Annotated in this window: 14 protein-coding genes; 4 read left to right on the top strand and 10 right to left on the bottom strand. The window is 26.8% G+C overall.

Annotated elements, in window-relative coordinates; translation table 11 throughout:
* Positions 1 to 162: 162 nt before the first annotated feature.
* A complete protein-coding gene (locus HMPREF0202_RS14690) occupies positions 163 to 969 on the bottom strand; it encodes a glycosyltransferase (protein WP_023052209.1) in 807 nt (268 codons plus the stop codon).
* Positions 970 to 1227: 258 nt separating this feature from the next.
* Here HMPREF0202_RS14690 and HMPREF0202_RS05220 point away from each other — a divergent pair, with 258 nt between their 5' ends.
* Positions 1228 to 2400 (top strand): IS110 family RNA-guided transposase, encoded by a 1173-nt coding sequence (locus HMPREF0202_RS05220; RefSeq protein WP_023052210.1) that lies wholly within the window; start codon positions 1228 to 1230, stop codon positions 2398 to 2400.
* 132 nt (positions 2401 to 2532) lie between these two features.
* Here the strand turns inward: HMPREF0202_RS05220 and HMPREF0202_RS05225 are convergent, their stop codons facing one another.
* From HMPREF0202_RS05225 to HMPREF0202_RS05255, 8 genes are all read right to left on the bottom strand, one after another.
* Complete coding sequence (locus HMPREF0202_RS05225; protein ID WP_023052211.1) at positions 2533 to 3558, bottom strand: glycosyltransferase family 4 protein; 1026 nt, start codon at positions 3556 to 3558, stop codon at positions 2533 to 2535.
* 9 nt (positions 3559 to 3567) lie between these two features.
* Positions 3568 to 4020: a serine O-acetyltransferase gene (locus HMPREF0202_RS05230; RefSeq protein WP_023052212.1), complete on the bottom strand. Its 453-nt coding sequence runs from the start codon at positions 4018 to 4020 to the stop codon at positions 3568 to 3570.
* Positions 4004 to 5092 carry a glycosyltransferase gene (locus tag HMPREF0202_RS05235; RefSeq protein ID WP_023052213.1) on the bottom strand — a complete coding sequence of 363 codons (1089 nt, stop codon included), beginning with the start codon at positions 5090 to 5092 and terminating at the stop codon, positions 4004 to 4006. The genes HMPREF0202_RS05230 and HMPREF0202_RS05235 overlap by 17 nt, the downstream gene beginning before the upstream one ends.
* A gap of 13 nt (positions 5093 to 5105) precedes the next feature.
* Positions 5106 to 6182, bottom strand: a complete 1077-nt coding sequence (locus tag HMPREF0202_RS05240) for a mannose-1-phosphate guanylyltransferase (protein WP_023052214.1) — start codon at positions 6180 to 6182, stop codon at positions 5106 to 5108.
* On the bottom strand, positions 6182 to 7501 hold the full coding sequence (locus HMPREF0202_RS05245; RefSeq protein ID WP_051364134.1) for an exopolysaccharide biosynthesis polyprenyl glycosylphosphotransferase: 1320 nt from the start codon (positions 7499 to 7501) through the stop codon (positions 6182 to 6184). Before HMPREF0202_RS05245 ends, HMPREF0202_RS05240 begins: the two co-directional genes overlap by 1 nt.
* 50 nt (positions 7502 to 7551) lie before the next feature.
* A complete protein-coding gene (locus HMPREF0202_RS05250; RefSeq protein ID WP_040406475.1) occupies positions 7552 to 8469 on the bottom strand; it encodes a Wzz/FepE/Etk N-terminal domain-containing protein in 918 nt (305 codons plus the stop codon).
* Between the two features lie 167 nt (positions 8470 to 8636).
* Positions 8637 to 8792, bottom strand: coding sequence for a hypothetical protein (locus HMPREF0202_RS15065; protein WP_023052217.1), 156 nt, complete (start codon positions 8790 to 8792; stop codon positions 8637 to 8639).
* Between the two features lie 4 nt (positions 8793 to 8796).
* Positions 8797 to 9108 carry a hypothetical protein gene (locus HMPREF0202_RS05255; protein ID WP_023052218.1) on the bottom strand — a complete coding sequence of 104 codons (312 nt, stop codon included), beginning with the start codon at positions 9106 to 9108 and terminating at the stop codon, positions 8797 to 8799.
* 223 nt (positions 9109 to 9331) lie between these two features.
* Between HMPREF0202_RS05255 and HMPREF0202_RS05260 the strand changes: the two genes are divergently transcribed.
* From HMPREF0202_RS05260 to HMPREF0202_RS05275, 3 genes are all read left to right on the top strand, one after another.
* Positions 9332 to 9532: a helix-turn-helix domain-containing protein gene (locus tag HMPREF0202_RS05260; protein ID WP_023052219.1), complete on the top strand. Its 201-nt coding sequence runs from the start codon at positions 9332 to 9334 to the stop codon at positions 9530 to 9532.
* Complete coding sequence (locus HMPREF0202_RS05265; RefSeq protein WP_023052220.1) at positions 9532 to 9852, top strand: hypothetical protein; 321 nt, start codon at positions 9532 to 9534, stop codon at positions 9850 to 9852. The genes HMPREF0202_RS05260 and HMPREF0202_RS05265 overlap by 1 nt, the downstream gene beginning before the upstream one ends.
* A gap of 416 nt (positions 9853 to 10268) precedes the next feature.
* A complete protein-coding gene (locus HMPREF0202_RS05275) occupies positions 10269 to 11216 on the top strand; it encodes a hypothetical protein (RefSeq protein WP_023052222.1) in 948 nt (315 codons plus the stop codon).
* Here HMPREF0202_RS05275 and HMPREF0202_RS05280 read toward each other — a convergent pair.
* The coding region (locus HMPREF0202_RS05280; protein WP_147524929.1) for an O-antigen ligase family protein at positions 11213 to 12406 on the bottom strand (1194 nt) is incomplete at its 5' end. The two genes, HMPREF0202_RS05275 and HMPREF0202_RS05280, sit on opposite strands and share 4 nt — an antisense overlap.

Below are 12406 nucleotides of genomic sequence, written 5' to 3' on the forward strand. Positions count from 1 at the left end.
ATACATATCTAGGTATTTTCAATTTAGATTTATACCATTTTATTAAAAGTAATAAAATAGAAAAACATAAAATATAATTGTTTAAACTAGTGTCTCTAAATAAACTTGAAAGTGAATAGAAAATTATTAAACTTTGGATTCCCATTAATAAATTATCTGTCATTATAATTCAAATATCCTTCTTCTTATATCATAAACTTTATTTGGTAAAATAGCTCTCATTAAAAGTTTAAAAATTGGTACTATATTATACACTATCAACTTAGATATACTGAGTTTTTCTTCTGTTAAGCTATTATATTTTTTTATTGATTTCATATATGATTTTATTCTCTTAAAATTTCTTTGATCTGAAATTCCACCCAAAGTAAATGAACTCGTATATTTTTCTAATAAATTCTCTTTTTTATAATTTTTATTATTAATAGCTCTAACCATTAATAAATTATCTGCTGTTTCGCCTATATCAATAAAATAATCTTCTAATATTTTTTTTCTAATAAAAAATGATTGATGATGAACTTTTATTTTAAAATAATTTTTTTCATTTACCTCATAAATTTTATTTATATTAAATTTCTTATTTTTTCCATTTACTACAGCATATAAATTTGCTATTATTATATCTGCTGTTATTCTTTCTAGACACTTTATATTCAACAATTTATCCCCTGCATTTATACATATAACAAATGCATCTTCTTCAGTTACCATTTTTTTGCCTTTATTTAAAGCATCGTAAATCCCTTTATCTTCTTCACTTATCCATTTATAAGAAATTCCTCTTTTTTTAAATTTATCTTCATAGTATTTTAAAATTTCTTTAGTTTTATCTTTTGACCCTCCATCAACAACAATATACTCTAAGTTTTGACTATCATAATCTAACTCTAGTATTGAAACTATTGTTTTTTCTAACTCTATATATGAATTAAAAGAAGCTGTTATTATTGAAAATTTATTCTTCATTTCTCCTCCTCGTATAATGAAGATATAAAAATCTTCATCAATTTATCTGTTATAATTTACTAAAGTGCTGTGGATTATTATCTCCTCCTATAGCTAGTTCAACTAGACTATTTTAATATAGGCTATAACCACAGCTTTATACTAATTTGTTAATTAGTTAGATAACGCTTGACGTTTTATATAGGACGAGGATACATTCAGTATAAAGCTTTAGTGGAAAATAAACAGTACTTTCAATATATTTCAAGGTGGTGAATTATGATCTATGTAGGAATCGATATCGCGAAAGATAAGCATGACTGCTACATTGTTACCTCTGATGGCGTTCTTATCAGCGATAATTTAAGAATCACAAATACTCTTGAAGGATTTAATACTCTTTACTCCATTATCTCCTCAAACTGTCAAGTCGCTAGTGATGTGCGTATAGGGCTTGAATCTACCGGTCATTACGGTATCAATTTAGAAAATTTCTTGCGTACCAAGGGATACCAACTTACGGTATTTAATCCCCTTGCTGTAGCTTCCTTTAGGAAGTCTCAAACACTAAGAAAAACCAAAACTGACAAAGTTGATGCTAAGTTTATTACAACCTTGCTATTCAACTCAGATCAAACCCCAACAGCACTTGTATCTGATGAAATTAGAGAATTAAAATCTCTAACTAGACACCGTTATAGATTAATCGGACAGTGCGCTAAATTAAAAGTTTCTGTCTCGCGTTTACTTACAATTTTATTTCCCGAACTAGGGACGTTAATATGGTCGATACATCAAAAATCTAGTTATGCTATGCTTTTAGAGTTTCCAAGTGCTCATGATATTTCTAACTGTCATTTAACTAAATTAACTAATCTTTTATCCAAAACCTCAAAGGGAAAGTATGGAAAAGATAAGGCAATAGCTTTAAAAAATCTAGCTTCCAAATCTATTGGCATCAATAGTAGTGGAACTTCTTTTGAGCTTCAACAAACAATTAGAATAATTAATTATTATTTAGATGAAATTTCTATTTTGGATAAAAAAATCAAAGAACTTCTCATTCAAATGAAAACACCATTGATAAGTATACCTGGAATATCTTATACGCTAGCATCAATTATGTTATCTGAGATTGGAAATATCTCACGATTTCAAACTCCAGCTAAATTATTGGCTTTCGCAGGATTAGAACCTTCTGTTTACCAATCAGGAAAGTTTCAAGCTACAGGGACTTCAATGGTAAAAAGAGGTTCTACGTATCTTCGATGGGCAATCATACAAGCTGCACGCTTAGTAGCAATGCGTGATCCTACATTCAAACTTTATCAGGAGAAAAAGAAGAATGAAGGAAAACATCATTATGTTGCAATTAGTCATACATCTAAGAAGCTACTCAGAGTAATTTTTCATCTTTTAAAGAATAATATTAATTTTGTTCCACAAAACTAAATATTTTAATAATTTTATTTTTTAAAAGGCGACTTTAAAATTTCTCAAAAAGTCGTCTCCTAGAAACACGCCCATATTTTTTTAAAAAATTCTAAAAAATATTTTAGCAAAAACAAAATTATATACTTGACTTCATATAGTTAGTCTATTCAACATATTTTTTATTTTTTGAGCACTTACTTTCCACTCGAATTTTTTCAAAATATTTTGACTGTTTTTAGTATAAATAAAATGTAATTTTTTAATAGTTTTCGGATTTATATAACTTACACTATCTTCGAATACCTCTGACAAACAACTAGTATCTGAAACAAATATATTTTTACATCCACACGCTATTGCTTCAAGAGGTGGTATTCCAAATCCTTCATAAAAAGAAGGAAATATAAATGCTTTTGCACTAGCATATAAACTTTTTAACTCTTCATCATTAACATAATCTGTCCAAATCAAGTTTTTTAACTCTTCTACTATAATCTCTTTAAATATGGTACTATTTTTCTTTCCTACAATCACAAATTTATATTCTGGATGAAGTTTAGCTAATTCTAAAATATATTTAAAATTCTTATTTGGATTCAAACTTGATACTCCTAAAATATATTCTCCAGTTTTTATATTAAATTTATTCAAAATATCCTCACTTTGCTTAATTCTATCCATATGCTGCCATCCATTATAAATAACTTGGATTTTATCTTTTGAAACTCCATAATATTTTATAATTTCATTTTTTGAAAATTCTGATACTGTTATTATTTTTTTAGAATTCTTTATATTAAAATAATTTAAAATATTATACCATAAGGCAAATTTTTTACTAAAAAATTCAGGATGAACTTTAGTTTGAATATCATGTATTGCTATAACTCCAGGATTTATAATTGGAGCTGTATTACATAAATTTAACAATTGACCTTTATTTTTTTTTACATAAAGTGGTAACTCTAATTGTTCCCATAAGTGTCCTTCTAAATTACCACATATCTCTATCTCTATATTTTTATATTTTAGTTCTTTATACACTATATTTTTAGGAACCAATATCTTATACTCTCTTGGCTTTACTACATTATCTAATTCTCTTATAATTTCATGCGCAAATCTTTGTACTCCTGTTATTCCTTGAGTTAAAAAACGACCATTAATTATCCACATAATAACTCCTCAACTTATTATTAAGCTTCCTGCTCTTATTTTTTTGTTATTTTCAATTTCAATTTCCCCTAATATTATCGTTCCACATCCAATAAAAACATTATTACCTAAAATTGGCATTCCATCTCCATTTTTTGAAAATTTTAACCCTAATGTTGTATTATGAAATAGTGTACAATTTTTTCCTATTATCACACCACATCCTATTACCAATCCTACTCCATGAAATATTAAAAGTCCTTCATCTATTTTAGCTTTATAGTCTATATCTATTGAATATAAAATCTGAATTATTCTTGTTAAGATCATTGATATAAATCCTAACTTTTTCTTATATAACAAATTAGAAACTCTATATATCATTACACTTTGAAACCCTCTATTAGTTAAAATTACTCTAACTTTTTCTTTCAGTGAATTTCTCTTGCAATATCTTTTTAATGTATTATTTAAATAGCCCATTTTTTACTACCCTTTCTATTTCTTTTTTAAATCTTTCTCTACTGAATTTCATTGCATGTTCGTGTATTTTTCGAGTACATAACTTTAATTTTTCAAATTTTAGAATTCCTTCAATGACACTTTCTATTTCTTGCTTATCAAAAAATATCCCTGTTATTTTATCTTCAATAGTTTCCAATGCTCCACCTTTACCATATGCTATTACTGGTCTTCCACATGCCTGAGCTTCTAAAGGAATAATTCCAAAATCTTCTTCTGCACAAAAAATCATAGCTTTACACCTTTGAAGATAATCTTTTACCTCTTCATCAGAAATTCTTCCTGTAAAAGTTATATTATTATTCGCCAAAGATTTTAAATAATCTCTTTGTTCTCCATCTCCAATTACGACTAGCTTTCTATTAAGTTTTTTACATGCTTCTATAGCAAGGTCAATTCGTTTATATGACACAAATCTAGAGAACACAACATAAAAATCCTCTGATTCTTTTCCATTTGGTGAAAGTCTATCTATATCAACAGGCGGATAAACAACTTGACACTCTCTATTCCAAAATTTATTTATTCTTTTTGCTACATAATTAGAATTTGCTAGGATTATATCTATCCTTTGAGAGCTTGTATAATCCCATTGCCTTAAATTTTTCATAAATATACTCATAAAGAAGCTTGTTAATTTTCCACTACGTTTTTTATAATCATGGTATAAATCCCAAGCATATCTCATAGGAGAATGTATATAAGATATATGTTTTGTATTTGGACCTGTAACAACTCCTTTTGCACAACATGATGAACTAGATATTACCAAATCATATTCACTTAAATCTAACTCCTCAAAAGCATATGGCATAAAAGGTAATAACTTTGTATATATTTTTGTTGCTTTCGGAAATTTTTGAATAAATGTAGTTTTTACTTTTTCTTTAGAAAAAGTTGCACCTATTTTTTTTTCATCATAAACTAACGTATATATATCAGCATTCGGATATATTTCTAAAAAAGCTTCTACAACTCTTTCAGCTCCACCATAGTTTACAAGCCAATCATGTATTATTGCAACTTTTCTCATTAAGCGTCTCTCCTTATTTTTGTATGATTTTTTTTATATCTTGAGTTCTATTTTTATTAGCAATTAATATATTATCTCCATTTTTTACTATAACTAAATCTTTTACTCCTAAAAGAGATATTGTGATATTTTCACCTATAACAATATTATCTGAAGAATCAAACTCTTTTACTTCGCAATACCTAACAATATTTCCTGAATCATTTTTTTCAAAAACTTCTTCTAATGCATTGAATGATCCTATATCATTCCACTCTATATCTACAGGTATAACTCTTATATTTTTAGAATACTCCATTATTCCAAAATCTATTGATATTTTTTCAAAATTTTCAAAATCATTACGCACTAAATTTGTAAGCTCTAATCCAAATATATCATCAGTCATTTTTTTTCTAATAGATTGAAATATTTCTGTATGCTCTTCCATTAAAACATCAAAGTTTTTAAAAATAGTTTCCGTTGTAAATATAAACATTCCTGAATTCCATAGATATTTTCCAGAAGCTACATAACTCTCTGCTGTTTCTAAATTTGGCTTTTCACGAAATCTTCTAACTTTATAAACTTCATTTAAAATTAGTTGACTCTCCTCTTTAACCTCTATATATCCATAACCTGTTTCAGGTTTATTTGGTTTTATCCCTAAAGTTACAATTATTCCATTATCTGAAGCTTCTTTTGCTCCTAGTTTCACAATATCTCTAAACTCAGCTTCTTTTTTTATTAAATGATCTGAGGCTAATACAACAACCTCTATTTTTTCGTTTTTGGTCAATTTATCCTTAAATCTATTTTCTATTACCAATGCCGAATAACCTATTGCTGCAGCTGTATCTTTAAAAGCTGGTTCTATTATAATATTTTCTTCTGGAATATCTTTCAACTCAGCTTTTATAGCTTTTGCCTGTAATTCATTTGTCGCAATAAATATATTCTCTCTCGGAATTATTGGTAATATTCTATCTACCGTTTCTCTTATCATTGTTTTATCTGAAAATATATTAAGTAACTGTTTTGGTTTCTTTGGTGTTGACAATGGCCAAAATCTCTCTCCACTTCCACCTGCCATTATTATTGCTGTTAACATTAATATGCCCCCTCTCTTGCTGCTACATTTTTAATCGTTTTTATGATAATTATTATATCAAGCCATAAACTCCAATTCCTATAGTAATACTCATCTAACACAAGTCTTTCATTGAAATCTGTTTCACTACGACCATGTGCTTGCCACATACCTGTTATACCGGGTTTTAATTTTATTATTTTATCATAGGCATTTCCCATATCATCTATCTCATTAAAAAGATATGGCCTTGGTCCTACAAAACTCATTTCTCCTTTTAATACATTTATAAATTGAGGAAATTCATCTAGAGAGGTTTTTCTTAAAAATACTCCAATTTTAGTTATTCTTGGATCATCTTTTAATTTTTTATGCTTTTTATATTCCTCTTTTAATTCAGGATTTTCTTCTAATAATTTTTTTAAAATATCATCAGCGCCTGTTATCATAGATCTATATTTATATATTTTTATTTTTTTCCCATCTAGCCCTATTCTATCTTGAGTAAAAAATATTCCATTTTTTCTTTCATTTTTTTCTGTTTTTATCCAAACTAAAATTGTTAGTGGAATTAATGAAAGGCAACCTATAAATCCTACAACAATGTCTAAAACTCTTTTTATAAACTTTCTTTTCTTGCTCAAATTAAGATTTTTACTGCTTATTAACATTATACTATCATAATCCTGAATTTCTGGTGTAACTGTAAAGGATCTATTAACTTTTGGAATAATTTTTATTCTTTTTACTTTTGAATAAACATTATCTAATATTGAATTAACATCTGAATCTGATATATTTGGAATAGCTATTATTATCTCTTGAACATTTTTTTTATTGACCTCTTCAATTAATATATCTTTACTTCCTAAAATTTTATCAACAGAAACTTTGTTTGTTTTATTCTTCCCAATATCTATAAATCCTAAAAAGTTATACATGGTAAATCTATTTTGTGAGATAACTTCTGAAAGTTCTTTAGCAACACTTCCAACTCCAACTATTACAACATTTTTTCTTAGATAATTCACAAATATTAACCTTATTAGTTTTGCCACAATAAAACTATAAGCTATAGCTATCGTACCTAGTAAGCAATACTTCCATAGCTCTCCTAAGCCATCTGTATGATAAACTATTATTGATATAATTACTAAATATTCACCATAACATTTTAGTTGTTTTTTTAACTCTTCCCATATTAAGCATGTTTTAAAAGAGTATATATCCTCTTTTAAATATAAAAATACATACAAGAAAAACGATACATTTCTCATATTAACTGGTATATCTAAGTACATACATAGCGCTCTAAACATTAAATATTGAAGAAGAATCATAAATCCCCCTACTATATATCTCTTATGTCTTTCCATCCTTTATCCTTTCTCTATTTTTTATATCTTCTTTTATATCCATCTATAAACTCTTTTAAAAATGCTACCATTATTCCTAAGAAAACTCCCATTACTATTCCTATAGCTAAAATCAATTTAGCTTTGCTTTGACCTTTAACAAAATATATATCTGTTGTTTCCTTAATTACATCTAATTTATCATTCAAAGAATCTAATCTTACTAATTCATTTACATATGTATTATAATATTTTTCCTGTTCACTTCTCTTCAGATTTAATTCAGGGTACTTATAAGTTATGTAGTTAACTTTTTCCTCTGGCTTTAAAGCTCTTAAATCACTATCTTTTTTAAAAATATCTAAAATTTCATTTTGAATTTTTTCTAGCTCTATTTTTGTTTTTTCTAAAGATGTATTTTTAATATTTTTTTCTTCTGCTATAACATCACTTAAGTTATCCTGCTCTCTTAAAATATCTAAATATCTATTTATAGTCTCTCTTCCACTAGCTTCATCGGTAACTATAACTGTTCTTATTGATATATCATTTGAATTTTTATCATCTTTAGATATAGTTATTAAATCTTGTAAAAACTTTCTTTCCGACATTAAACTTCTAAGATTTTCTGGAGTTTTTTCTAAATACTCTTTTTTTATGGGTTCTATTTCCAAGATTTTCTTAATATTTTTATCTTGAAGAAGTACAGAATCTACATCTATTCTATTTACACCCTTTAATCCATATGTATCTTGCTGTATAAGAATGTTCTTTATTAAATAATTTGGTGTCTTACTACGAACATAAAGTGCTCCTCCAAGTGATAACATTGTACATACTACTGTAGTTATTATTATACTCCACTTATGTCTCACTAGTATCTCAATTAATTCATAAAGATCAATCTCATCATTATATTGTTTTGGTTCCATTACTTTTAGCTCCTTACTCATTGGTGTCCCCCTACTCATATTTTATCCATGTTATTATATCACTTTTTTAACGTGAAAAAAAGTAGAAGTTTTTTTTATTTTTTTTATTTTTTCTTCAAAAATGTATGTATTTAAACTACTTTTCTTTATAATAAAACAAGGTCTAGAAAATATCTAGACCTTTAATTTTAATTTATATTTATCTGTGAGTGAGAAGTAACTTGGGGGATAGCCATTCTCTCAACTTTGCTACCTATATTTCTTAAAACGAGGGTATTATTTCCTGTTACTAATACTCCTATAAGAGTTAGAGCAGTATATATTATTTTTACAATTTTTATCATAGGCCTACGCCTCAGGTGCATTTTCCACAAAGTAATTAAATGCCATAAGTTCTGCTTTTTCAATCTCTATTCTATCTAGCGAGTTCTGTCCTGTCTTTATCTCTTTTTCAATCTGATCTTTCCACTCTGAATACGAACCATAAGGATTTCCTGCTGGTAATGGTTCTCCATCAGCTTGCAGTTGCTCAATGTAAGATAGTGTTGCCTTATCATCTGCTAACTCCTTTAAATAACTTGACTCTCTTTCAATACTTTTCTCTGTTTTTGCTATAACTCCTTCTAAAGCTATTTTTGCTCCTACAACTGTCATACTCATACTTACCTCCTACGATTTTTAATTTTATTTTCCATACTTATCTCGAGATGTTTTAAGCATAACATAAAAACAAAAAAAATTTTAGTGCGTTTGTCCACTTACTTTACTATATTTTTAGTATTTTTTTGTCCACTTACTTTTATAAATATTAAGTCTGGATATTGATTTTTTTCAAGTAAAATAGTACAAATATACTAACCAGACAAAAAACAGGAGGGATTTTATGAAAAAAAGCTTTATTAAAGAACATTTAGGCGGTAAAAATGATTTAATTACAGTTGCAGAACTTTCAGATGCTCTTCTTATTTCAAAAAAAACAGTTTACAGAATGATTAAAAACAATAAAGTTGATAGCATTAAACTCGGGGGTTACTATGCTATAAAAACATCTAGTGCTAAAAAACTTATTAAGGGAGGTATTTAATGTCTCATAAGTTTCCCGCAATTGAGGATGTTTTAAAAAGCAATCATTCTATCTTAAATAAATGTAAAAACAGAGAGCAACAGATTAAAACTTTAGAAAAAATTTTAAATAAAAACTATAGAACTATGCTACCTAAATACTATATTTCAAAAATATTTAAAATAAAACCTTATAAATATGAAAATTATATAATTTCAGGAGAGTTTCCCTCTTTAATAATAGGAAATAGAATCTCTATAAAAACATCTTGCTTTGCACCTCTAATTCTTTCACAATACAAAAAACTACTTGAGGTGATTCATACTAATGATATTAAATAAAAGATACCCTCTTTCAAAATTTCATAGTAAAATTAAAAAAAAATTTAAATATGTTATCACTATTAAAAACCTCTCTACTATATGTAATATTTCTACTAAAACTATACGTAGGTATTTAAAAAGAAACTATATCTATTCTACTTATACAAATAACACTCATTTAATTCATGTTGATAGTTTAATTTTAAATTTCATTCCTCCGTGCGAAAAAAATATTCTAAAAAATTTCTCAAATTTTGGATTTTACCCTGAATTCAACTATTTTCAAAAATTATCAGCTTCTACACTTTGTAAAGATTTAAATAACAAACTATTTTTAATGAAATCCTCTGTTAAAGTGGGATTAAAAAAATTTATATGCATGAGAACTTTATTAAATTTAATAACATTCTAATAATTATGAAAGAGAGGTTTTTATGGAGTTTATAATAAAAAATCAGCATAAAACTGATTACACCATAATTTTCAATAAATTTATACAAGATAAAGATCTAAATTTAGAGCTATTAGGACTTGGGTGTCACCTTCTTAATAAACCACCTAATTGGGTTATCAATATTAATCAACTCTCATATGAACTTAATATTGGAAAAGACAAACTTCTAAGACTTATTAATCGTATGATTGAGCTTGGATATATGTATCGCTATAAAAAAGATATCGCCTTTGTTCGTAGAGGAGAGCTTAAAAACATTTACTATTTCTCTGATGATAAGGAACTTCTAAATAAGACTACCCAACCTTTTAGAAGTGTTGCAACTACCCCGCAACTTTTCTTATCCACCTTTTCCACTGTGGATTCACCTAGCATGACAACTCCATCACTGGATATTCCAGTGGTGGAAACTCCTGTCGTGGGGAATACGTCACATAATAATAATACTAGTACTTATAAAGAAGTTATTGAAAAAGAAGATAATAAAAAAGAAACTCTACTAACTACTAATCTTTCTATAAGAACCTATCTAAAAGAGATTTTAGATGATTTCACAATTGTTAATCTTCTAACAGCAAAACCTGATCTTAGTATTGAGGAGTTTAAAAAACTTTATGAAATGGCTCAATTAGAGTTTCAAGATGGATATTGTCAAAGTATAAATGCTTGCTTAGTTAGAGCAGCAAGTGGAAAGTGGAACTTTAAACACAAAACTCTTAATGTTAATACCTTTAGCGAAGAGGAAGCAAAGATAAACAGAGTTTTAAAAGGTAAATTTAACTATTACATAGATTACTTTCAAATTGGCAGCTGCTCTAAAGAGGAAATTCTTGGTAAATTTTTAACAGAGTGTCAAAAATATACTGATAGTTACAGCAGTTTAGTTAACTCTTATTACAAAGAATTAAAAGAGGCGCTAGAGTCTTAATTAGACTCTAGTGCCTCACTATTTTGAATATAGATAAATAATATAACAATAAAGTATAAAACTCCTAAACTATGCTTAGTCCATAAACTCCAAGACATTCCTGCTGATATAAATCCTATAAAAGATGAAAATATTCCTAAATAGATATATTTCTTTTTCTTTAAATAAGTAAATAAAACACTTAATGGTATTAAAATCCATATAAAGATAACTTGAACTATTCCCAAAACCCCATTTTCTGCTATACTATCTACAAATATATTATGTGTATCTGGAAAATTTCTCAAATAATTATTTTTCACTATATCTTCTTCCCAAGGATAATCTGCTATTAATTTTTTTCGTGGATCAAACTCTTTTTCTGAATATTCTATAAAATATTTTTGTGTATTTCCTCTACCACTACCAAAAACTATATTATTTTTAAAAGTATATATTCCAGCATCAATTAAATAGTATCTTGAACGCGTGGAAAAATCTTGAACTTGCATAAAATGATTTTCTAATCTTGGATTAGCCTTTACTATTCCCAATAATATAAAACTTCCAAGTATAGCTCCTATTACCCCTTTTATTCTATATTTTAAGATTATTCCTATTGATATAGATATTATTAATGAAAATAAGGCCCCTCTAGCACCTGCTTTAATTACAATCCAAATACCTAAAATCAACAAACAAGTACTTATTAACTTTACTTTATAGTTTTTATCATTAAAAACATAAAAAAAAGTATAAGGAATTATTAATGAAAAAACTGAAATTATACTTCCCTTCAGTATATATATTTGTTCTAAGCTAAAATCTAACTCAATAAATTTAATAAGCATTCCTACAATACAAAGTGGCAGTAGTCGTTCTACCATTAATAGTAATCTTATATTCTCTTTATATAAATAACAAAGAATTGGTAAAAATAGTAATACCTTATATTTTTCTGAATATAATTTAAAACTTTCTATTCCACCTGGTGAAAAATAATTCCATATCAAACTTAAAACATATATAGACGTCACTCCTAATACTATCCAATTATCTTTTTTTATTAATTTTATATTTTTTTTCAAATAAAAGATTTCATATAAAACTAATATCATCATAGCTCTGAATGTTTCGTTTAACATATTTCCATATGGATATATTAAAACAAGCATTAATTTATAAAATAAACTTATTTTTATTAATTCATA

The sequence above is a fragment of the Cetobacterium somerae ATCC BAA-474 genome, from assembly GCF_000479045.1.
Classification (GTDB): Bacteria; Fusobacteriota; Fusobacteriia; order Fusobacteriales; family Fusobacteriaceae; genus Cetobacterium_A; species Cetobacterium_A somerae.